Genomic DNA, 22,379 nt, shown 5'->3' on the forward strand with positions numbered 1-22,379 from the left:
GCCACGGGGTTTTGGGCTGCGCGCGCGTCATGCAGCGACGGAAAGGAACAGGGTCATGACACCGCTTGCCTTCGGGCCGTGCCTGACCCCCGCCCTTTCCCTGCCCAACCGCCCCCTTTCAGTGAACGAGTGACATCATGGCCATTGCAAACGAACTCTCGATCAACACCACCGCAACCGCGGAACAGATGTTCAACGCCATCTTCGGGAATGGCGTGCAACTGGTCAGCGGCAGCGCGACCTTCAGCGGCGATGCGCAGTCTTCGGGGATCTATAGTGGCGGTCTGACCACCATCGCGGGCGTGAGCCCGACCGATACCGGGGTCATCATCTCCACCGGCAATGTCTCCGATTTCACCAACAGTTCGGGCACCACGAATACCAACGTCAATACCGGCACCGGCACCAATGTTGCCGGCGGCGTGGATGGCGATGCGCAGTTGAACGCGCTTTCCGGCGTTGCCACCTTTGACGGCGCGATCCTCCAGGCGAATTTCATTCCCGACGGTGACATGATCACGATGCAATTCGTGTTCACGTCCGAGGAATATCCCGAATATGTCAGCGGCGGTGTGAACGATGCCTTTGGCGTCTGGGTGAACGGGGTCTTTGCCCCGATCAGCGTCACCACCTCGGGCAATGTCGCGATCGACACGGTCAATTCGGGCAGCAACGAAAACCTCTATCGCGACAACACGCTGGATCAGTTCAACACCGAGATGGACGGGCTGACCTATGTCCTGTCGATCAAGGCGCCGGTCAATGCGGGCCAGGTGAACACGATCAAGATCGGCATCGCCGATGGCGGCGATGCGGTCTACGATTCCAACCTGCTCATCATGGGCGACAGCGTCCAGACCTATACGCTGGCCAATGACGATACGGTCAATGTGGTCAGCAATTCCACGCGGACCTTCGACATTCTGGCCAATGACGAACATCCCGCGGGCAGCAACCTGACGATCACCCATCTGAACGGGCAGAGCGTGGTTGCCGGGCAGACCATTACCCTGCCGTCAGGTCAGCAGGTGCGGCTGAACGCCGATGGCACGATCACCGTCTTTGCCAATGGCACCACCGGGGATGAGCCGTTTTCCTATACGATCTCGGATGGAATGGGGAATACCGATGTCGGCTTTGTCACCATCCATACCTCTGCCGCGGTAACGAAGGACGGCATCGTTTCCGGCACCAGCGGCAATGACGTGATCGACGGCTCTTATGTCGGCGACCCGGATGGCGACCGGATCGACAACAATGACGGGCTGGGCGTGCAGGGCACCACCGGCAATGCCGACCTCGTCTATGCCGGGGCGGGCAACGATACCGTCACCGCGGGCGAGGGCAATGACATCGTCTATGGCGGCACGGGAACCGACGTGCTGTATGGCGGCAATGGCGGTGACTCGCTCTATGGCGACGAGGGCAATGACACCGTTTATGGCGGGGCCGGCAACGACCTGATCCATGGCGATCTGGGGGCCGACAACCTGCTGGGTGAAGCCGGCAATGACACGCTGTTCGGCGATGACGGCAATGATGTGCTGCGCGGCGGCACCGGCAGCGACAGCCTCGTGGGCGGGGCGGGCGATGACAGTTTCTATCTGGGTGATGGCGCGGGCAGCGATGTCGATACCGTTATCGGCGGCGAAACCGGCGAAACCGCGGGCGACAGCCTTGATGCGATCCTGGTCACCACCGGGGTCAATGTCACCTTCACCGGCAATGAAAGCGGCACGGCCACCTATACCGGCGGGTCCACCACCTTCTCGGAAATCGAGAATGTCTATGGCGGCACCGGCAATGACACGATCAACGCCGCCTCCAGCACGACCAGCCATCTCTTCGACACGGCAGGCGGCAATGACAGCATCACCGGCGGTTCGGGGGCCGAAAGCATCTATGGCGGCGCCGGTAATGACACGATCACCGGCGGCGGCGGGGCCGATATCTCCAGCGGCGGCGCGGGCGATGACCGTTTCGTGCTGTCGGGCAGCTATGGCAATGACACGATCACCGGCGGCGAAACGACCGAAACCACGGGCGACAGCCTGGACGCGTCGGGCCTGACCACCAATGCCACGCTGACCTTCTCGGGCGCCGAGGCGGGGACGCTGACCTCGAGCAGCGGCACGGCCAGTTTCAGCCAGATCGAGACCTTCACCCTGGGTGCGGGCAATGACACGGTCTATGGCGGCGTCGGCAATGACAGCGTGGCGACCGGGGCGGGCAACGATTCCATCCTCGCGGGCGCCGGAAATGACAGCATAGACGCGGGCGCGGGCAATGACATCGTCTATGGCGGCGATGGCAACGACCTGCTGATCGGCGGCATCGGCAACGACATCGTGGATGGCGGCACCGGCAATGATACGGTGGATGGCGGCACCGGCAATGACGTGATCTATGGCGGCGCCGGCAATGACAGCCTGTCGGGCGGGGCCGATGCCGACACGATCTGGGGCGGCGCGGGCGATACCATCGTCGGCGGCGAAACCGGCGACGACAATGACGTGCTGGTGGTCGAGGCCGGTTCGGTCGTCACCTATGGCGGCGGCACCAACGAGGCGGGCACCATCGCCCTGGCCTCGGGCGGCACGCTGACCTTCAGCGAGATCGAAAAGATCGTCTTTGCCGGCCCGGTGGATGGCACCTCGGGCAATGACGTGATGAATGTCGGCTATACCGATCTGAACGGCGATCAGATCGACGGCACCGACGGCATCAACGACACGATCTTTGGCTATGCCGGCGATGACAGCATCACTGCCGGCACCGGCAATGACACCGTCTATGGCGGCACCGGCAATGACACGATCAATGGCGGCGCGGGCGACGATACGCTTTATGGCGAGGCGGGCAACGACACGCTGTCCAACGTTCAGGGTAACTCGGCCCAGTATGGGGGTGATGGCAACGACACCATGGGTGGCGGTCTTGGCAATGACAGCTACTATGGCGGCACTGGCGACGACTATGTGATGGATAGCGGCGGTCAGAACCTTGCCCAGATGGGCGATGGCAATGACACGGTCTATACGGACTGGGGCAATGACACCCTCTATGGCGAGGCCGGCAATGACTGGCTGGATGGCGGCACCAACGACGACCTGATTTACGGCGGTCTGGACAACGACACGCTGCGCGGCAACGACGGTAACGACCAGCTTTATGGGGGTGCGGGGGCGGATTCGCTGGAAGGCCAGGTCGGCAACGACTGGATCTTTGGCGACGCTGGCGCGGACACGCTTTCTGGCGGCGATGGCAACGACTATCTCGACGGCGGCGATGGCAATGACCTGATCTATGGCGGTCTGGGCAATGACTCGCTTTCCGACGGTGACAGCGGCAACGATCAGCTTCTGGGCGGCGATGGCGATGACCAGATCTCGCTGAACAGCGGCAATGACACGGCTTGGGGTGACGCTGGCAATGACGATCTGTCGGCCAGCTCGTCGCTGGGCACGGCTACCCTTTATGGTGGCACCGGCGATGACAGTGTCTACGGCAGCTGGGCCGGTGGCGACAGCCTGATGGGCGATGCGGGCAATGACCGGCTTTACGGTAATGCCGGCAATGACTCGATCTATGGGGGCACTGGCAACGACTATGTCGATGCGGGCGATGATGCCGACCTCGTCTATGGCGGCGACGGCAATGACACGCTCGACGGCGCGCTTGGCAACGATACGCTTAACGGCGAACTCGGTGACGACAGCATGCTTGGCGGCGACGGCAATGACGTGTTCATCGGTGGTGCCGGTGCGGACACCATGTTCGGCCAGAATGACAGCGACACCTTCTTTGGCGGCGCGGGAGATTCGATCGTCGGCGGTGAAGGCTTCACCACCGGCACCGACAACGACACCCTGATCCTGAACTACGCCGATGTCCAATCCATCACCTATGGCGGCGGCAACAACGAGGCGGGCACGGTCACCTTCACCGCAGCCTCGGGCGGTGGCACGCTCACCTTCAGCGAGATCGAGAACATCCAGTTCACTGGCGCGGTCGATGGCACTTCGGGCGACGACTTCATGCCCATCGGCTATACCGATGCGCAGGGCGACCAGATCGACGGCACCGACGGGATCAATGACACGATCTATGGCTATGCCGGCAATGACGAGATTTACGCAGGGGCAGGCAGCGACCTGGTCTACGGGGGCATCGGCAATGACTCGGTCTATGCCAGCGACGGTGCGGATACCGTCTATGGTGAGGCGGGCAACGATGGCCTCTCGGGCGAGGCGGGCAATGACCTGCTTTATGGCGGCGCGGGTGACGACACCGTTTCGGGCGCGGAAGGCGATGACACGGCCTTTGGCGATGCGGGCAACGACTATATCGACACCGGCATCGGCAATGACAGCGTCGACGGCGGCGACGGCGATGACCTGATCTTCGGCCAGGACGGCAACGATACGCTGATCGGCGGCGCCACGGGCGAAGACACCATCTATGGTGGCGCGGGCAATGACCTGATCGACGGCGGCACCAGCAACGACACGCTGGTTGGCGATGACGGCGATGACACGGTCTATGGCGGAGACGGCAACGATCTCATTCAGGGCAATCTTGGCAACGACAGCATCGTCGGCGGTCTGGGGGATGATTACATCAATGCTGGCGACGGCAATGACTTTGTCGATGCGGGCGTTGGCAACGACACCATCTTCGGCTTTGGCGGCAATGACACGCTTTATGGCGGAACCGGGAATGACGCGATCGATTCCGGTGACAATGGCGACGTTGTGGATGGCGGCGACGGAAAAGACACGCTGACGACCGGCATTGGCAATGACATTGTCATTGGCGGGCTGGGCAATGACGAAATCTATGCTGGCGGGGACGCGGACACGATCTATGGCGGCGTCGGCGATACCGTGGTGGGCGGCGAAACCGGGCTCGACAATGACATCCTGGTGCTGAACTACGCCGATGTCGAATCCATCACCTATGGCGGCGGCGACAACGAGGCCGGCACGGTCAATTACTATGGTGGCGGCACGCTGACCTTCAGCGAGATCGAGAATGTGGTCTTTGCCGGCCCGGTGGATGGCACCTCGGGCAATGACACGATGCTGCCGGGCTATACCGACCTGAACGGCGATCAGATCGACGGCACCGACGGGATCAACGACACGATCCTGGGCTATGGCGGCGATGACCTGATCGTCGCCGGGGCGGGCAATGACACCGTCTATGGCGGCACCGGCAATGACGAATTGCAAGGCAGTGCCGGCAATGACGTGCTTTATGGTGATACCGGCAATGACTTCCTGAATGGCGGGGCGGGCGATGACCTGTCCTATGGCGGGGCGGGCAATGACAGCTTTGCCACCGGCGGGGCCTATGGCACCGGCGCCGACACCATGTATGGCGGCGATGGCTGGGATACCTTCACTGTCTATTCCGATGCCGGCACCGAAACCATTGTCGGCGGCGAGGATCCGGGCGACCGCGACGTGGTCTGGTTGCAGAACCTGGGCACCGCCGGGGCGACCGTTACCTATACTGGCAATGAGACGGCGAATTTCGGCTTTGCCGGCGGCACCAGCGGCACCTATTCCGAGATCGAGGTGCTTTGGGGCTCCAACGCCAATGACCTGGTCGATGCGTCGGTCACGACGCAGGGCACCACGATCCTGGGCTTTGACGGCGATGACACGATCACCGGTGGCAGCGGCAATGATTATTTCACCGGCGACGCGGGCAATGACCAGCTCTTTGGCGGGGCGGGCGGCGATACGCTGGATGGCGGCGCCGGCAATGACACGCTGGATGGCGGCGCCGGCAACGATCTGCTGACGGGCGGCGACGGGGCGGATACCCTGTCGGGCGATGATGACCGCGACCTGTTCACCGGGCTTGGCATCGGCGATGTCGTCGATGGTGGCGAAGGGGGCGACGACCTCGATACGCTGGATCTCAGCGATTGGGGCAAGGCGCTGACCAATATCATCTATGACAGCGCCAACCCCGAAAACGGCACGGTGCAGTTCCTCGACAGCACCGGGGCGGTGGTCGGCACCATGGCCTTCTCGAATATCGAGACGGTCATCCCCTGCTTTACCCCCGGCAGCCTGATCGCCACCGCACGCGGTGAGGTGCCGGTGGAGGCGCTGGAGGTTGGCGATTGGGTGTTGACCCGCGACAACGGCTATCAGCCGCTGCGTTGGATTGGCCAGCGGGCGCTGACGGCGGGCGAACTGGCGGCGAACCCCAACTTTACCCCTGTGCGCATCGCGCGCGGTGCGCTTGGCGATGGCCTGCCGCAGCGCGACATGATGGTCAGCCCGCAGCACCGCATGCTGATGTCCAGCGCCAGGTCCGAGATGTATTTCGGCGAACGCGAGGTGCTGGTCGCCGCGCTGCATCTGCTGGGCCAGCCTGGTATCGAACGGGTGCAGCCCGAGGGCGTGACCTATCTGCACCTGCTGTTCGACCAGCATGAGGTGATCCGCGCCGATGGTGCCTGGACCGAAAGCTTCCAGCCGGGCGACCTGACACTGGCGGGGATGGATGACGCGCAGCGCAACGAGGTGCTCGCGCTGTTCCCGGAACTGCTGCAAGGCGCGAGCTTTGTCGCGGCGCGGCGTAGCCTGAAATCGCGCGAGGCGCGGGTCTTGCTGATGGCCTGAGCCGGGCAGGGGCGCAACAAGCAGAAGGGGCGCCGAGGCGCCCCTTTCTCATTTCTCCGGGATCAGGCCGCGCGGGCTGAATCGCAAGACCAGCAGCAGGATCACCCCCAGCGTCAGCAAGCGCATATGTTGCGCGCTGTCCACCAGATGCGCCTTGAGCGGTCCTTCGGCCATGCCGGCGGTGATCCAGCCCATGAGCTGCGGGCCAAGCGCCTCCACGATCAGCCAGAGCCAGCCGATCAGCATCGCGCCCAACACGGCGCCCCAGTTGTTGCCCGAGCCGCCGACGATGACCATCACCCAGATCAGGAAGGTAAAGCGCAGCGGTTGATAGGTGCCGGGGTTCAGGATCCCGTCCATCGAGGTGAGGATGGCGCCCGCCACCCCGATCACAGCCGAGCCCAGGATGAAGACCTGCAAATGCCGCGCGGTCACATCCTTGCCCATGGCGCGGGCGGCGTCCTCATTGTCGCGGATCGCGCGCATCATCCGGCCCCAGGGGCTGTTCAGCGCGCGTTCCGACAGCCAGATCACCAGCCCCAGCACCACCAAGATCATCGCCATATAGACCAGCTTGACGAAGATCGACGAGCCGGTGACCGGGTCGAAACCCAGCGTGCTGGCCAGACCGAGGAAGGTCTCGTTCTGTTGCAGGTTGACCTCAAAGGGCACCGGCCAAGGCCGTTCCTTCAGGTTCACCATCTTGACGCCGCGCGCCAGCCAATCCTCGTTCTTCATCACCGCGATGATGATCTCGGCAATGCCCAGCGTGGCGATGGCGAGGTAATCCGACCGCAGGCCAAGCGCGGTTTTCCCGATGGCCCAGGCCGCGCCAGCGGCCAGAACCCCGCCCAGCGGCCAGGCCAGCAGGACCGGCAGGCCCAGCCCGCCCAGGTTGCCGGTGACCGAGGGGTTGATCGCCTCGACCGCCGTCACCGCCGGATCGAACACCCAGCGGAACAGCATGAAGCCCCCGACCAGCAGCGCCAGCATGGCCAGCGCGCGGTTGCGCCCCTTGGGCATGCGCCTCCACAGCGCGACCCCGGCCGCGACGGTGGCCACACCGATCGCCAGCCCCAGCAGGATGCCAAAGCCGCCAACCCGCCAGGCCTCGCCCACGGGGGGCGTGGCGACCAGCGCCACCGCCAGACCGCCAAGCGCGGCAAAGCCCATGACCCCGGTATTGAACAGCCCGGCATAGCCCCATTGCATGTTCACCCCAAGCGCCATGATCGCCGAGACCAGCCCGAAATTCAGGATGAACAGCGCCTGGTTCCAGGACAGAAGCAGCCCGGTGGCCAGAAACAGCAGCCCGACGCCGAGAAAGAGTTTCAGGTTCTTCGACATCAGTAAGCCTTCCCCTTGAAGATCCCGGTCGGCATGAACAGCAGCACCAGGATCAGGATCCCGAAGCTGACGGCATATTTGTAGTCCGTCCCCATCAGTTGCAGCAGCCCGTCCGGCGCCATGTCGGCCGGCAGGACATAGGTGACGACCTTTTTCCAGGCATAGGTCACCATCACCTCGGAAAAGGCGATGATGAAACCGCCGGCAATGGCGCCCAGCGGGTTGCCAAGCCCGCCCACGATGGCCGCGGCAAAGATCGGCAGCAGCAGCTGGAAATAGGTGAAGGGGCGGAAGCTCTTGTCGAGGCCATAGAGCACCCCGGCAATCGTTGCCAGCGCGGCGGCGATGACCCAGGTCACCTGCACCACGCGGTCGGGGTTGATGCCCGACAGCAGCGCCAGATCCTCGTTATCGGCGAAGGCGCGCATGGATTTGCCGGTGCGCGTCTTTTGCAGGAACCAGAACAGCACCGCCACGGTCAGCCCCGCGGTGATCACGGTCACCGCCTGGCTGCCCTTGATCGCCAGCCCCTCGGCCAGCCCGGTCGCCGCCTTGAAATCGCCGGCCGAAATCAGGAAGCGCCCGCCATCGGCGAAATTCTGGTCATCGACCCCGATGAACAGGCGCACGATACCGTTCATCACGAACATCACCCCCATGGAGACGATGACGAGGATGGTCGGGGTGGCCTTTTGCCGGCGGTAGAACTGATAGACCACCTTGTCGGTCGCCAGCACCAGCAGCGCCGTCGCCGCGATGCCGAAGGGCAGAGCAAGCAGCGCCGTCGGCAGCACGCCCGCGGTCAGCCCGATCGACTGGAAGAACCAGGTCACGAAGATCGTGACCATGGTGCCGAAGGCCATCGTGTCGCCATGGGCAAAGTTGGAAAACCGCAGGATGCCATAGATCAGCGTCACGCCAAGCGCGCCAAGCGCCAGCTGCGCGCCATAGGCCAGCCCGGGAATGAAGACGAAGTTGAGAAAGGCCGCAAGGGCGTTGAGGATATCCATCAGCGGCCCCTCTGATTGGCGGCGGCAGTCGCGATTCTGCGGTTTCCTGCGGTTGTCACGGCGGTTATCCCCAAGGCGCAGGCCAAAAATGTTGCAAATGTGAAAATCATGTTCAGCCCCCCAAGAACGACCGGCGCACCTCCGGGTCGGCCAGAAGGGCCTGCCCGGTATCGGTGAAGCGGTTGGCACCCTGCACAAGGACATAGCCCTTGTCGGCGATTTCCAGCGCCTGCCGCGCGTTCTGTTCCACCATCAGGATGGAAATGCCGGTGCGGGCGATCTCGATAATGCGGTCGAACAATTCGTCCATCACGATGGGCGACACGCCCGCCGTCGGTTCGTCCAGCATCAGCACCTTGGGGCGCGTCATCAGCGCGCGACCGACCGCCACCTGCTGCCGCTGCCCGCCCGACAATTCGCCGGCCGGCTGGTGCCGCTTGTCCTTGAGGATGGGGAACAGGTCATAGATCTGGCCCATGGTGCCGCTGAAATCGTCGTCGCGGATGAAGGCCCCCATTTCCAGATTTTCCTCGACCGTCATCGAGGGAAAGATGTTGTGGGTCTGCGGCACGAAGCCCATGCCCTTGGCCACGCGGGCCTGCGGGCTGAGCCGGGTGATATCCTCGCCATCCAGCGTCACATGGCCTTCGCGCAGCTTGAGCATGCCGAAGACCGCCTTCATCGCGGTGGATTTGCCGGCGCCATTCGGGCCGACGATCACCGCGATCTCGCCCTTTTCCACGGCGATGGTGCAGCCATGCAGGATATCCGCCCCGCCATAGCCGCCGGTCATGGCGGAGCCGATCAGAAAGGGGTCAGCCATGGGCGGCCTCCTCCTTGACCTTGTTCTTCAACCCGGTGCCGAGATAGGCCTCGATCACCCGTTCGTCGTTCTTCACCTCGTCCACCGTGCCTTGTGCCAGCACCTTGCCCTCGGCCATGCAGATGACCGGGTCGCAGATGCGGCCGATGAATTCCATGTCATGTTCGATCACGCAGAACGTATAGCCGCGTTCGCGGTTCAGCCGCTGGATCGCGTCGGCGATGGTATAAAGCAGCGTGCGGTTCACGCCGGCGCCCACCTCGTCCAGGAAGACGATCTTGGCATCCACCATCATGGTGCGGCCCAGTTCGACCAGCTTTTTCTGCCCGCCCGAGATCTGCCCGGCCTTGAGATCGGCGATATGGCTGATCGTCAGGAATTCCAGCACCTCGTCGGCCTTGTCGCGAATCTTCGCCTCTTCGCGCGCGACATGGTCACGGCGGAACCAGGCGTTCCACAGGGTTTCGCCCGATTGCAGCGCGGGCACCATCATCAGGTTCTCGCGCACGGTCATCGAACTGAATTCATGCGCGATCTGAAAGGTGCGCAGCAGGCCCTTGCCGAAAAGCTGATGCGGCGGCATGCCGGTGATATCCTCGCCATCCATGATGACGCGGCCCGAGGTGGGCGGCAGGCGCCCGGCAATGACGTTGAACAACGTCGATTTGCCCGCGCCATTCGGCCCGATCAGCCCTGTGATGGAGCCCTTGGCAATTTCAAGCGTCGCCCCGTCAACGGCGCGAAAGCCGCCGAAATGGCGATGCAGATTTTCTACACGGATCATCCCGTTTCCCCTGGGGGCCGCCACGGTGCCGGGGTTTGCCCCGATCGCCGTCCCTGCGGTCCGGTTGGTTTTTCAGTACAGAGGCCCGGGCGTTACCCCGGGCCGCTGCCGATCACAAGTCCGCGCCTGATGGCTCAGCGGAACTTGATGGTCTCGAAGCCGCCATCCTTGACTTCATATTCGCGGAAATTGCCGGCGCTTTCGCCCGAGCCGATCATCTCCACCGAGGTGGCACCGACATAGTCGATGTCCTGACCGGCGGCCAGCAGCTCCAGCGCCTTGCCCAGTTCGCCCGGATAGATCGGCTCGCCCGGGGCATTGGCCACGTCCATCACCTTGGTGGTCCAGTCCTTGCCGGCGGTCGATTTCGCGGCTTCCATCGACAGCAGGATCAGCGCGGCGGCGTCATAGCTTTCGCCCGAATAGGCGGTGCCGCCGTCAAAGCCCGCGGCCTTGGCCAGTTCGACATATTTCGCGGCGCCGGGGCTGTCGGTGCCCGGGACCGAGCCATAGGAGCCGTTGAGCGGCGCGCCGATGGCGTCAACAAGGCTCTGGCCATACATCCCGTCGGGCAGGAAGAAGGTCGAGAAGGCGCCCGAGTCGACCGAGGCCTGGATCATGCCCTTGCCGCCCTGATCGACATAGCCCGCGACGACCAGCACATCGCCACCGGCCGAGGCCAGCGCCGCGACTTCGGCCGAATAGTCGGCCTTGCCGTCTTCATGCGGGGCCGACAGGGTGACATTGCCGCCCTTGGCCGCGAAAGCCGCGGCAAAGGCATCGGCCATGCCCTTGCCATAGTCGTTGTTGGTATAGGTCACGGCGACCGATTTCACGCCACGATCCGACAGGATGTCGGCCATGATCTCGCCCTGACGCGCATCCGACGGGGCGGTGCGGAAGAACAGGCCGTCATCCTCGGCGGTGGAAAGCGCGGGCGAGGTGGCCGAGGGCGAGATCATGCCCACGCCATTCGGGCGCGCCACGTTTTGCAGCACGGCCCCGGTGACGCCCGAGCAGTCGCCGCCCATGATGCCAGCCACCTTGTCCGAGGTGACCAGACGTTCGGCCGCCGATTGCGCCGCCGCCGCGTCCACGCAGGTCGTGTCGCCGCGCACCGGCGCCACGGTCGAGCCGCCCATGAACTTGCCCGAATCGGACACTTCCTTGATCGCCAGTTCAGCGCCATTGGCCATGTTCGGCACGGTGGTTTCCAGCGGGCCGGTGAAGCCCATCAGCACGCCGATCTTGACCTCTTCGGCAGTGGCAGCGCCGGCCATCAGAGCGGTCGCCGCAGTGGCGAGCAGCAGTTTTTTCATTTTTGACTCCCATGTCGGATGCATATCCTGCGGGCAGGCTAGACCGCATGTGATCAAAAGAAAAGCACCGTTTTCCTGCCCCTGGGTCAGCCTTGGCCCGGCGATTGGCGAGGCCCCGCCGGTCGTGGCGCAAGGCGGTTGATCCCCGCCCGCGCCGCCCCCAGATTGGTCTTGTTCGCCCCGCTTCGCCCCAGCCCCCTGACGAAAGGACGTTCCATGCCGCCCCACGCCGCCCTTGCCCTGAGCCTTATCCTTGTCGGGATCGCCGCCCCGGCCGGGGCCGGCACGGTTGCCACCTCGGCCGGTCCGATGCAGATCGCGCCGCTGCTGACCGGGCTGGAGGAACCCTGGGCCGTCGCCGTGCTGCCCGATGGCACGATACTGATCACCGAACGCGAGGGGCGGCTATTGGGGTTTCGCAACGGGCGGCGCCAGGAAATCCAGGGCCTGCCCAATGTGCATGTTGAGGGGCAGGGCGGTCTGCTCGACATTCTGGTGCCGCGCGACTTTGCCGAAAGCCGGGAAATCTGGCTCAGCTATGCGCTGCGCGTGGCGGGGGGCGCGGCTACGGCCGCGGGGCGCGGGCGGCTGACCGAGGCGGGGCGGCTTGAAGGATTCGAGACGGTCTTTGCCGGAGAGGGCTATCCCGGCGGGCGGCATTTCGGCGCGCGCCTGGTCGAGGCGGCCGATGGCGCGATCTATCTGACCACCGGCGAACGCGGCACCGGCCCGCAGGGGATGGAGGCGCAAGACCCCGCGTTGGTTGCGGGCAAGGTCATCCGCCTGACCCGGCAGGGCGAGGCCGAGGTCATCGTGCCCGGCTGGGCGCCGGGAGTCCTGTCGCGCGGGCATCGCAACATCCAGGGCGCCACCCTCGCGCCCGATGGCAGCCTGCTGACGGTCGAACATGGCGCCCGCGGCGGGGATGAGCTGAACCGGGTGGAGGCGGGGCGCAATTACGGCTGGCCGGTCATCACCTATGGCCGCAACTACAACTTTCTGCCCATCGGCGAGGGCAGCGAAAAGCCCGGCATGGAACAGCCGCTGCATTACTGGGATCCCTCCATCGCGCCCTCGGGGCTGATGGTCTATTCCGGCGCGCTGGTGCCGGAATGGGCGGGCGACATCTTTACCGGCAGCCTCAACAGCGGCTTCATCAGCCGGCTTGACCCTGACAGCCCCGCCGAGACCGGCTATGCCGAGGAACAGATCGCCGCCGATGAAACCGGGCGGGTACGCGATATCATCGAGGCCCCGGATGGCGCGATCTGGTTCCTGTCGGTGATCGACGGCGCGCTCTATCGGATGGCGCCCGAGGGGTGATGCCCGCAAGGCGCTGGATTTCCGGCGCGGTCAGGCGCAGTCTTGCATCAGGTTCAGGAGGGCGCGCGCCATGACATTCCTCGAAGCCGTGAAATCGGCCTATCGCAACTATTTCCGTTTCTCGGGCCGCGCCGTGCGGTCGGAATATTGGTGGTATTTCCTGTTCAACATCGCCGTCGCGGCGGTCATCGCGCTGGTCGAGGGCGGCACATCCAGCGTGTCCGGCCCGGGGGGCGTGTCGGCCAGCTACAATGCGGGTCTGTTCGGCTCGCTCTGGTCGCTGGCCAATCTGGTGCCGGGGCTGGCGGTCGGGGTGCGGCGCCTGCATGACACCGACCGGTCGGGCTGGTGGTTGCTCATTGCATTCGTGCCGTTGATCGGTGCGCTTTTGCTGATCTACTGGCTCGCCTCGCGCGGGACGCCCGGCAGCAACCGCTTTGGCGCCGACCCGATGGGCGCCGATGCCCGCATCTTCAACTGACCCCGGCAGCGCTTTTGGCAGCGATCTTTCGACGAAAGATCGCGGCCCTAGACCGCCAGCCGCGTGCCCAGCCCAGGGACCGCGCCCTGGGTGCCGCGTTCGCGGTAAGGCGTGGTGTTGTAATGGCTGCGGTAGCATTTCGAGAAATGCGACGGGCTGGCAAAGCCGCAGGCGAGGGCGACATTGATCACGCTCATATCGGTCTGCATCAGCAGGTTGCGCGCCTTTTGCAGCCGCAGTTCCATGTAATAGCGCTTGGGGCTGCGGTTCAGATAGCGGCGGAACAGGCGCTCCAGTTGCCGGGTGGACATGCCCACATCCTCGGCCAGATCGGCAGGCGATATCGGATCCTCGATATTGCGCTCCATCATCTGAATGACCTGGCTCAGCTTCGGATGCCGCACGCCGATCCGGGTCGGGATCGACAGGCGCTGCGTGTCCTGATCGGTGCGGATCGCGTTATAGACCAGCTGGTCGGCCACGGTATTGGCCAGATCCTCGCCATGATCGGCGGCGATGATCTTGAGCATGAGGTCGATGGACGAGGTGCCCCCGGCGGTGGAGATCCGGTTGCCGTCGATCACGAAGACCGATTTCGTCAGCTTCACCTCCTCGAATTCCTCAAGGAAGCCATCCTGGTTTTCCCAATGGATCGTGGCCTTGCGCCCGTCCAGCAGACCCGCCCGCGCCAGCGCATAGGATCCGGTGCAGAGCCCGCCCATCACCGCACCGCGCCGCGCCTCGCGCCGCAGCCAGCCGGTCACCGCCTTGGTGGTGGCGCGTGCAACGTCGATGCCGCCGCAGACAAAGACGGTGTCGTCGCGCTCGATCTCGTCCAAGCCCATGTCCAGCCGGAAGGCCGCGCCATTGGAGCAGACCGCCTCCTGCCCGCCTTCGCCGGCCAGCCGCCAGGCATAAAGCTCGCGCCCCGCGACGCGATTGGCGATGCGCAGGGGTTCGATGGCCCCCGCGAAAGAGATCATGGTGAACCGATCGAGCAGCAGAAAGACAAAGCGGCGGGGACCGCCCTCCTTGGCCAGATTGGTAGCTTTGCGCGGAGCGACAGTCATGTGCGACCTGTAAGCGTCGGAATCGTTGCATCACATCAGGATTTGACCGCCTGTTCAAGGGGCCACATCACGCCGCCGCCGGCAATTCTGCGCGGTCGCTGCGCCGCCTATCCGGGGCGCGTGCGGCGCCCTTGCCCCATTGCCTTTTCCGTCCGTTTCACTATAGGCGTTGCGCTACCGCTAACGCACGGAGGACAGCCATGACCAAATCCTGGTCGAAATCGGATTGGCGCGCCAAGCCGCGGGTGCAGATGCCGGATTATCCGGATCAGGCCGCGCTGAACGGGGTCGAGGCCCAATTGGCGAAATATCCTCCGCTGGTCTTTGCCGGCGAGGCCCGCCGGCTGCGCAAGGAACTGGCCGCTGCCGGCGAAGGCCGGGCCTTCCTGCTGCAAGGCGGCGACTGTGCCGAAAGCTTTGCCGAATTCAGCGCCGACAATATCCGCGACACCTTCCGCATCATGCTGCAAATGGCCGTGGTACTGACCTATGGCGCCAAGGTGCCGGTGATCAAGGTCGGCCGCATGGCGGGCCAGTTCGCCAAGCCCCGCTCGGCCCCGACCGAGGTGATCGGCGGCGTGGAATACCCGTCCTATCGCGGCGATATCATCAATGGCTTTGACGCCACGATGGAGGCCCGCCAGCCCGATCCGGGCCGGATGCTGCAAGCCTATACCCAGGCCGCGGCCAGCCTGAACCTGCTGCGCGCCTTCTCGACCGGGGGCTTTGCCGATATCCACCGCGTCCATAGCTGGACGCTGGGCTTTGCCGAACATGACAAGGCCGAACGCTATCGCGAATTGTCGAACCGCATCTCGGACGCGCTCGATTTCATGGCGGCGGCGGGCGTTACCTCGGATACCGCAAACGAACTGGCGCGCGTGGATTTCTACACGAGCCATGAGGCGCTGCTGCTGGAATATGAAGAGGCGCTGTGCCGGGTGGATTCGATCACCGGCCAGAACATCGCCGGCTCCGGCCACATGATCTGGATCGGTGACCGCACCCGCCAGCCCGACGGCGCCCATGTCGAATTCTGTCGCGGCGTGCTGAACCCGATCGGCCTGAAATGCGGCCCTTCCACCACGGCGGAAGACCTCAAGGTGCTGATGGCCAAGCTGAACCCGGCGAACGAGGCCGGCCGGCTGACCCTGATCGCGCGCTTTGGCGCCGGCAAGGTGGGCGACCATCTGCCGCGCCTCATCAAGGCGGTGCAGGAGGAAGGCGCCAATGTCGTCTGGTCCTGCGACCCGATGCATGGCAACACCATCAAGTCCTCGACCGGTTACAAGACCCGGCCCTTCGACAGCGTGCTGCGCGAGGTGCGCGAATTCTTTGCCATTCACAAGGCCGAAGGCACCGTCCCCGGCGGCGTGCATTTCGAGATGACCGGCAAGGACGTGACCGAATGCACCGGCGGGTTGCGCGCGGTGACGGACGAGGATCTGTCGGATCGCTATCACACCGCCTGCGACCCGCGGCTCAACGCCTCGCAATCGCTGGAACTGGCCTTCCTCGTCGCCGAGGAGCTGACCGCCCGGCGCGAGGAACAGCGCCGCGTCGCGATGTGACCACGCGCGGGCCGGGGGCTTTGTGCCCCCCGGCACCTGCGGGGGTGAATGCGCCGTAGGCGCAGAAGGGGGCGTTCGCGCCCCCTTTTTGGTGTCAAAGATGGATGCGCGTGCCGCCGGAGCGGGCCGAATCCGCGACCGCATGGATCACCCTTTCGATGCGCAGCGCGTCATCGAAATTCGGATGCGCCGCTTCCAGCCCGGCAATCGCGCGCAGCAGCGCCGCACATTCGATCACCTTCAGGTCGTTGAAGCCCAACTGATGCCCCGGCGCGGGGCAGAACTCGCCATAGGGCGGATGGGCGGGGCCGGTGAGGATGGTCTGAAAGCCCTGCCGGTCTTTCGGCCCGTCATTGCGGTAAAGCTGCAATTCATTCATGCGTTCCTGATCGTAGACGATCATGCCCTGGGTGCCATGCACCTCGAATCCCAGGCGCGACTTGCGCCCCCAGGCCGCGCGCGAGATCACCATGCTGCCCTGCGCGCCGCTGGCAAAGCGCAACAGCACGGCGGCGGCGTCCTCGTTTTCGACCACGCCGCGGCCGGACCCGTCGGGCAGGGGGCGGGTTTCGTGGATGGTCTGCATATCGGCCAGCAGCGAGGCGATCGGCCCCATCAGCCCCTGCGCCATCGAGACGAGGTGCGACCCGATATCGCCAAGCGCGCCCAGACCCGCCTCGGCCAGCTTCGCCCGCCAGCTCCAGGGCAGGTCGGGGTCGGCCTGGTAATCCTCGTCCACCCAGCCGCGGAACTGCACCACGCGGCCAATGGCGCCGCTGGCGATCAGGCGTTGCGCATGGGTGAAGGCGGGGTTTCGCAGGTAATTGTAGCCGACCATCGTCACCACGCCCCTTTCGCGCGCGGCCGCGGCCATTTCCTCGGCCTGGGCAAGGGTCAGCGCCATTGGTTTTTCGCACCAGACATGCTTGCCGGCGGCGATGGCGGCCATGGCCATCGGGTGATGCAGTCCGTTGGGCGTGGTGATCGAGACTACATCGACGCCCGGATCGTTGACCAGTGCGCGCCAGTCGTCGGTGGCGGCGGCAAAGCCGAATTGCGCGGCCATGTCGCGCGCCTTTTCCGCCGGCGTCTCGCACAAGAGGCGCAGTTCGGGCACCGGCACCGCGCCCATGCTGCCGCCCATCACCGCCCGCACCGCCCGCCAGGCCAGGATATGGGTCTTGCCCATGAAGCCCGTGCCGATTACGCCAACTCCCAGTGACATTCTGCGCTCCCCCGCATTCATATTGGAATATTTTTTCCACGCATGTTAGGGTGATGCAAGCGAAAAGAAGGAAGGCGCCATGCAGACCAGCCCAGCCCAAGCCCCCGCAACGGTCGAGGCGTTTCGGGCGCGGCTGGCCGAGATCTCGGGCGGGTTGCCCAAGCGGCTGCGCCAATGCGCCGAACATATCGCGGCCAATACCGACCGGATCGCCGTATCCACCGTGGCAGAGCTGGCGGCGGGGGCGGATGTGCCGCCCTCGGCCTTGATGCGTTTCTGTCAGCTCATGGGGTTTTCCGGCTTTTCCGAGATGCAGAAGCTGTTCCGCGAGGCCTATAGCCCCGGCTGGCCGGATTATGCGACGCGGCTGGAAAATCTGCGCAAGGGGCAGTCGGGCGGGCCGGCGGCGCTTTTGGCAGAATTCATCGAGGCGGGCCGCGCCAGCCTTGAAATGTTGGCGCGCACTACCGACGAAGCCGCGCTGTCAAAGGCGGTTTCGCTGCTGGGTGCGGCGGGAACGCTGCATGTGGCGGGGTTTCGGCGCGCCTTTCCGGTGGCCAGTTACCTGACCTATGTGCTGGACAAGATGTCGGTCCCGGCAATGCTGCATGACGGGGTGGGCAAGCTGGATCACCGCCATGCGCTGCGCCCCGGCGATGCGTTGATCGCGATCACCTTCGCGCCCTATTCCGAAGAAACGCTGGCGATTGCCGCCGATGCCCGGGCGCGCGGCCTGTCGGTCGTCGCGCTGACCGATCACCTGACCAGCCCGCTGGCGGCGCATGCCAGTGCCGTCATCACCGTGCCCGAGGTCGATTTCGGCGCCTTCCGGTCGCTGTCGGCGACAATCGCCCTGGCGCTGGCGCTGGCGGTCGCTGTGGGCACCGCGCGCAGCGACAGGTGAATTTGGGGCTTCCTTCATCGGCGGAAATGGAATAATTATTCCAAACAAGGCCCGCCGGATGCGAATCCCGGCACGCCGAGGGCGAGGGAGGATGCCATGAAGACGCTGGACGTGATCACCATTGGCCGCGCGTCGGTTGATCTTTACGGCGCGCAGGTGGGCGGGCGGCTGGAGGATATGGGGTCGTTCGAGAAATATATCGGCGGCTCACCATGCAACATGGCGGCCGGGACGGCGCGGCTGGGGTTGCGCTCGGCGCTGATCAGCCGGGTGGGCGACGAACATATGGGCCGCTTCATCCGCGAGGAACTGGCGCGCGAGGGCGTCGATGTGCGCGGCGTCATCACCGACCCGGAGCGTCTGACCGCGCTGGTGCTGCTGGGCATCCGCGATGACAGCCAGTTTCCGCTGATCTTCTACCGCGAGAATTGCGCCGACATGGCGCTTTGCGAGGCCGATATCGACCCCGCCTTCATCGCCGAGGCCCGCGCCGTGGTGGCGACGGGCACGCATCTGAGCCATCCGCAGACCGAGGCGGCGGTGCTGAAGGCGCTTGGCCTGGCGCGCGAAACCGGCGGGCTGACCGCGCTCGATATCGACTATCGCCCGAACCTCTGGGGCCTTGCCGGCCATGGCGACGGCGAGAGCCGCTTCATCGCCAGCGCTGCCGTCACCGCAAAGCTGCAATCGACGCTGCACCTGTTCGACCTGATTGTCGGCACCGAGGAGGAATTCCACATCGCGGGCGGCAGCACCGATACGGTGACGGCGCTGCGGGCTGTGCGGGCGGTGTCGGGGGCGACGCTGGTCTGCAAACGCGGCGCGGCGGGGGCGGTGGCCTTTACCGGCGCGATCCCCGATACGCTGGACGAAGGCGAAACCGGCCCCGGTTTCCCGATTGAGGTGTTCAACGTGCTGGGGGCGGGCGATGGTTTCATGTCGGGGTTGCTGAAGGGCTGGCTCGATGGGGAAAGCTGGCCGGTCGCGTTGAAATACGCCAATGCCTGCGGGGCCTTCGCGGTCAGCCGGCACGGCTGTACCCCGGCCTATCCGAGCTGGGCGGAGTTGCAGTTCTTCCTGGATCGCGGCGTGGTCGAAAAGGCGCTGCGCAAGGATCGCCGGCTGGAGCAGATCCATTGGGCGACCAACCGGCATGACGACTGGTCCACCATGCGGGTCTTTGCCTTTGACCACCGGATGCAGCTGGAGGCGATGGAGGGCGCGAGCCCGGAAAGAATAGGCGCTTTCAAACGCTTGTGCCTTGAAGCTGCGAAAGTGGTTCAGGCGGGCCGCCCCGGCTATGGCATTCTGTGCGACAGCCGTCTGGGCCGCGAGGCGCTGTTTGCTGCGGCGGGCAGCGGGCTGTGGATCGGGCGCCCGGTGGAATGGCCCGGCTCGCGCCCGCTGGTGCTGGAACCCGAGATCGGCCCCGATTTCGGCGGCGTTTCGGAATGGCCGCTGGCGCATGTCTGCAAGGTTCTGTGCTTTTGCCACCCCGACGACACGCCCGAGATGCGCGCGGAACAGGAGGCGACGGTGCTGCGCCTGTTCCATGCCTGCCGGCGCAACCGGCTGGAGATGCTGCTGGAGATCATCCCCTCCAAGGTGGCGCCGGTGGATGACCAGACCTCGGCCCGGCTGATCCAGCGGTTCTACGATCTGGGGGTCTATCCCGACTGGTGGAAGCTGGAGCCGTTTACCAGCGCCGCCGCCTGGGAAAACGCCTGCGCCGCGATCACCCGCAACGATCCGCATGTGCGCGGCATCGTGGTGCTGGGGCTGGACGCGCCGCCCGATCAACTGGCCGCCAGCTTTGCAATCGCGGCGCGGCACGATCTGGTCAAGGGCTTTGCCGTGGGGCGCACGATCTTTGCCGATGCGGCGCGCGGCTGGCTGAAGGGCGAGATCGACGATGCAGCGGCGATTGCCGACATGGTGGCGAAATACGAAAACCTCTGCCGTGTCTGGGACGCGGCGCGCGCGGCGAAAGGGCTTGCGGCATGACGACGATCCGGCTGACGGCGGCGCAGGCGATGGTGAAGTGGCTGGGCGTGCAGATGACGCCGGGCGGCGAGCGGTTCATCGAAGGCATGTGGGCGATCTTCGGGCACGGCAATGTGGCCGGGCTGGGCGAGGCGTTGCAGCAGGGCTTGCAGGGCGATCTGTGCGGCAATGACCCGTTCCCGACCTGGCGGGGCCAGAATGAACAGACCATGGCCCATGCGGCGATTGCCTTTGCCAAGGGGCGGGGGCGGCGGCAGGCGATGGCGGTGACCTCGTCGATCGGGCCGGGGGCCACCAATATGGTGACGGCGGCGGCGCTGGCGCATGTGAACCGTCTGCCGGTGCTGTTCGTGCCCGGCGATGTCTTTGCCAATCGCCGCCCCGATCCGGTCTTGCAGCAGATCGAGGATTTCGACGATGGCACGGTCAGCGCCAATGACTGTTTCCGCCCGGTGGTGCGCTATTTCGATCGCATCACCCGGCCCGAACAATTGCTGAGCGCCCTGCCGCGGGCCTTGCGGGTGATGACCGACCCGGCGAATTGCGGGCCGGTCTGCCTGTCCTTCTGTCAGGATGTGCAGGCCGAAGCCTTTGACTGGCCTGCGGAATTCTTTGCGCCGAAGGTCTGGCACATCCGCCGGCCCGCCCCCGATGCGCGCGAGCTGGATGAGGTGGCGGCGCTGATCCTTGCGGCGAAACGCCCGGCGATCATTGCGGGGGGCGGCGTGATCTATTCCGGCGCCGAGGCGACGCTCGCGGATTTTGCGAGTGCGCATCGCATCCCGGTGGCGGAAACCCAGGCCGGCAAATCGGCGCTGGCCCAGGCGCATGAGATGAACTTTGGCGCGGCCGGGGTCGATGGATCGGCTGCCGCCAATGCGGCGCTGCGGGCGGCCGATCTGGTGATCGGTGTCGGCACGCGGCTCCAGGATTTCACCACCGGCTCGCGCACGCTGTTCGCGCCCGAGGCCCGGCTGGTCAGCCTCAATATCCATGGCCATGACGCCGCCAAGCATGGCGCGACCAGTCTGGTCGCCGATGCGAAAGTGGCGCTGGAGGCGCTGACGGCGCGGCTGGGTGCCTATCGCGCCAGCCCCGATACCGGGGCGCGGGCCGACTGGCTGCGCGCGGTGGATGCCCATTGCGGCGCTCCGGTCGCGGCGGGCGCGCTGCCCAGCGATGCGCAGGTGATCGGCGCGGTGCAGCGCGCGACCGGCGCGGAGGCTATCGCCATGTGTGCCGCCGGCACCATGCCCGGCGCGCTCAAGCTGTTGTGGCAGCCGTCGCAGGGCGGCTATCACATGGAATATGGCTTTAGCTGCATGGGCTATGAGATCGCCGGCGCCATGGGGCTGAAGCTGGCGCAGCCCGGGCGCGAGGTGATCTGCTTTGTCGGCGATGGCAGCTATATGATGGCCAATGCCGAGCTCGCGACAGCGGTGATGCGGCGTATTCCCTTTACGGTCGTGCTGACCGACAATCGCGGCTATGGCTGCATCAACCGGCTGCAAACGCTGGGCTGCGGCGGGGCGGCCTTCAACAACATGTATGTGGATTGCCTGATCGAGGATCAGCCGCAGATCGACTATGTGGCCCATGCCGCCAGTATGGGCGCCCATGCGGTGAAGGCGCGCGATCTGGACGATCTGGCGGCGCAGATCGCGGCGGCGCGAGGGCGCCCGATCCCGACGGTGATCGTGATCGACACCACCGCGAGGGATTTTCCCGGCACCGGGATCGAAACCACCGCCGGCCCGCATGGCCAGTTCTGGGATTTGGCCATGCCAGAGGTCGGCGACCATGACAATCTGCGCGCGGCCTATGCGCGCTACCTTGAAAATGCCGCGCTGGTGCGGCTGACCAATTGAGGCATC

14 protein-coding genes are annotated in these 22,379 nt (G+C 65.1%); 7 read left to right on the forward strand and 7 right to left on the reverse strand.

The genetic code is table 11. The features are described from left to right. Positions 1–137: 137 nt before the first annotated feature. Positions 138–6,644, forward strand: a complete 6,507-nt coding sequence (locus FOA17_RS20315) for a Hint domain-containing protein (protein WP_149142135.1) — start codon at positions 138–140, stop codon at positions 6,642–6,644. 48 nt (positions 6,645–6,692) lie between these two features. On the opposite strand, the gene FOA17_RS14055 is transcribed toward FOA17_RS20315, so the two are convergent. The 5 genes from FOA17_RS14055 to FOA17_RS14075 all read right to left on the reverse strand — a co-directional run bounded on the left by FOA17_RS14055 (position 6,693) and on the right by FOA17_RS14075 (position 11,927). Then, a complete protein-coding gene (locus FOA17_RS14055; protein ID WP_149142136.1) occupies positions 6,693–7,991 on the reverse strand; it encodes a branched-chain amino acid ABC transporter permease in 1,299 nt (432 codons plus the stop codon). Then, positions 7,991–9,001 carry a branched-chain amino acid ABC transporter permease gene (locus FOA17_RS14060; protein WP_149142137.1) on the reverse strand — a complete coding sequence of 337 codons (1,011 nt, stop codon included), beginning with the start codon at positions 8,999–9,001 and terminating at the stop codon, positions 7,991–7,993. Before FOA17_RS14060 ends, FOA17_RS14055 begins: the two co-directional genes overlap by 1 nt. Before the next feature lie 112 nt (positions 9,002–9,113). Then, positions 9,114–9,824: an ABC transporter ATP-binding protein gene (locus FOA17_RS14065; RefSeq protein ID WP_149142138.1), complete on the reverse strand. Its 711-nt coding sequence runs from the start codon at positions 9,822–9,824 to the stop codon at positions 9,114–9,116. Then, positions 9,817–10,608, reverse strand: coding sequence for an ABC transporter ATP-binding protein (locus FOA17_RS14070; protein ID WP_149142139.1), 792 nt, complete (start codon positions 10,606–10,608; stop codon positions 9,817–9,819). Before FOA17_RS14070 ends, FOA17_RS14065 begins: the two co-directional genes overlap by 8 nt. A 134-nt stretch (positions 10,609–10,742) precedes the next feature. Continuing rightward, positions 10,743–11,927 (reverse strand): ABC transporter substrate-binding protein, encoded by a 1,185-nt coding sequence (locus FOA17_RS14075; RefSeq protein WP_149142140.1) that lies wholly within the window; start codon positions 11,925–11,927, stop codon positions 10,743–10,745. A 216-nt stretch (positions 11,928–12,143) separates the two neighbouring features. Between FOA17_RS14075 and FOA17_RS14080 the strand changes: the two genes are divergently transcribed. Both FOA17_RS14080 and FOA17_RS14085 read left to right on the forward strand, forming a co-directional pair. Next, positions 12,144–13,250 (forward strand): PQQ-dependent sugar dehydrogenase, encoded by a 1,107-nt coding sequence (locus FOA17_RS14080; protein WP_149142141.1) that lies wholly within the window; start codon positions 12,144–12,146, stop codon positions 13,248–13,250. 70 nt (positions 13,251–13,320) lie between these two features. Further along, complete coding sequence (locus FOA17_RS14085) at positions 13,321–13,731, forward strand: DUF805 domain-containing protein (RefSeq protein WP_149142142.1); 411 nt, start codon at positions 13,321–13,323, stop codon at positions 13,729–13,731. Positions 13,732–13,778: 47 nt separating this feature from the next. On the opposite strand, the gene FOA17_RS14090 is transcribed toward FOA17_RS14085, so the two are convergent. Further along, the gene (locus tag FOA17_RS14090) at positions 13,779–14,801 is read right to left on the reverse strand and encodes a GlxA family transcriptional regulator (RefSeq protein ID WP_149142143.1); all 1,023 of its coding nucleotides are present in this window, start codon (positions 14,799–14,801) and stop codon (positions 13,779–13,781) included. A gap of 200 nt (positions 14,802–15,001) precedes the next feature. Here FOA17_RS14090 and FOA17_RS14095 point away from each other — a divergent pair, with 200 nt between their 5' ends. Beyond that, positions 15,002–16,372: a class II 3-deoxy-7-phosphoheptulonate synthase gene (locus FOA17_RS14095; protein WP_149142144.1), complete on the forward strand. Its 1,371-nt coding sequence runs from the start codon at positions 15,002–15,004 to the stop codon at positions 16,370–16,372. Positions 16,373–16,466: 94 nt separating this feature from the next. Here FOA17_RS14095 and FOA17_RS14100 read toward each other — a convergent pair whose 3' ends face one another. Beyond that, the gene (locus FOA17_RS14100) at positions 16,467–17,597 is read right to left on the reverse strand and encodes a Gfo/Idh/MocA family protein (RefSeq protein WP_149142145.1); all 1,131 of its coding nucleotides are present in this window, start codon (positions 17,595–17,597) and stop codon (positions 16,467–16,469) included. A 79-nt stretch (positions 17,598–17,676) separates the two neighbouring features. Between FOA17_RS14100 and FOA17_RS14105 the strand changes: the two genes are divergently transcribed. The 3 genes from FOA17_RS14105 (at position 17,677) to iolD (ending at position 22,373) form a co-directional block, all read left to right on the forward strand. Further along, positions 17,677–18,501, forward strand: coding sequence for a MurR/RpiR family transcriptional regulator (locus FOA17_RS14105; protein WP_149142146.1), 825 nt, complete (start codon positions 17,677–17,679; stop codon positions 18,499–18,501). A gap of 96 nt (positions 18,502–18,597) precedes the next feature. Further along, positions 18,598–20,505, forward strand: coding sequence for a bifunctional 5-dehydro-2-deoxygluconokinase/5-dehydro-2-deoxyphosphogluconate aldolase (locus FOA17_RS14110; protein WP_149142147.1), 1,908 nt, complete (start codon positions 18,598–18,600; stop codon positions 20,503–20,505). Then, positions 20,502–22,373 (forward strand): 3D-(3,5/4)-trihydroxycyclohexane-1,2-dione acylhydrolase (decyclizing), encoded by a 1,872-nt coding sequence (gene iolD / locus FOA17_RS14115; protein WP_149142148.1) that lies wholly within the window; start codon positions 20,502–20,504, stop codon positions 22,371–22,373. The genes FOA17_RS14110 and iolD overlap by 4 nt, the downstream gene beginning before the upstream one ends. Positions 22,374–22,379 lie beyond the last annotated feature (6 nt).

This window comes from Gemmobacter caeruleus, from assembly GCF_008271655.1.
GTDB lineage: Bacteria > Pseudomonadota > Alphaproteobacteria > Rhodobacterales > Rhodobacteraceae > Gemmobacter > Gemmobacter caeruleus.

Bases quoted from the DNA above. Each gene is read 5' to 3' on its own strand.
- FOA17_RS14085 (WP_149142142.1), top strand. From the start codon at position 13,321: ATGACATTCCTCGAAGCCGTGAAATCGGCCTATCGCAACTATTTCCGT.
- FOA17_RS14095 (WP_149142144.1), top strand. From the start codon at position 15,002: ATGACCAAATCCTGGTCGAAATCGGATTGGCGCGCCAAGCCGCGGGTG.
- FOA17_RS14070 (WP_149142139.1), bottom strand. From the start codon at position 10,608: ATGATCCGTGTAGAAAATCTGCATCGCCATTTCGGCGGCTTTCGCGCC.
- FOA17_RS14110 (WP_149142147.1), top strand. From the start codon at position 18,598: ATGAAGACGCTGGACGTGATCACCATTGGCCGCGCGTCGGTTGATCTT.
- FOA17_RS20315 (WP_149142135.1), top strand. From the start codon at position 138: ATGGCCATTGCAAACGAACTCTCGATCAACACCACCGCAACCGCGGAA.
- FOA17_RS14065 (WP_149142138.1), bottom strand. From the start codon at position 9,824: ATGGCTGACCCCTTTCTGATCGGCTCCGCCATGACCGGCGGCTATGGC.
- FOA17_RS14060 (WP_149142137.1), bottom strand. From the start codon at position 9,001: ATGGATATCCTCAACGCCCTTGCGGCCTTTCTCAACTTCGTCTTCATT.
- FOA17_RS14055 (WP_149142136.1), bottom strand. From the start codon at position 7,991: ATGTCGAAGAACCTGAAACTCTTTCTCGGCGTCGGGCTGCTGTTTCTG.
- FOA17_RS14105 (WP_149142146.1), top strand. From the start codon at position 17,677: ATGCAGACCAGCCCAGCCCAAGCCCCCGCAACGGTCGAGGCGTTTCGG.
- FOA17_RS14080 (WP_149142141.1), top strand. From the start codon at position 12,144: ATGCCGCCCCACGCCGCCCTTGCCCTGAGCCTTATCCTTGTCGGGATC.
- iolD (WP_149142148.1), top strand. From the start codon at position 20,502: ATGACGACGATCCGGCTGACGGCGGCGCAGGCGATGGTGAAGTGGCTG.
- FOA17_RS14075 (WP_149142140.1), bottom strand. From the start codon at position 11,927: ATGAAAAAACTGCTGCTCGCCACTGCGGCGACCGCTCTGATGGCCGGC.
- FOA17_RS14090 (WP_149142143.1), bottom strand. From the start codon at position 14,801: ATGACTGTCGCTCCGCGCAAAGCTACCAATCTGGCCAAGGAGGGCGGT.
- FOA17_RS14100 (WP_149142145.1), bottom strand. From the start codon at position 17,597: ATGTCACTGGGAGTTGGCGTAATCGGCACGGGCTTCATGGGCAAGACC.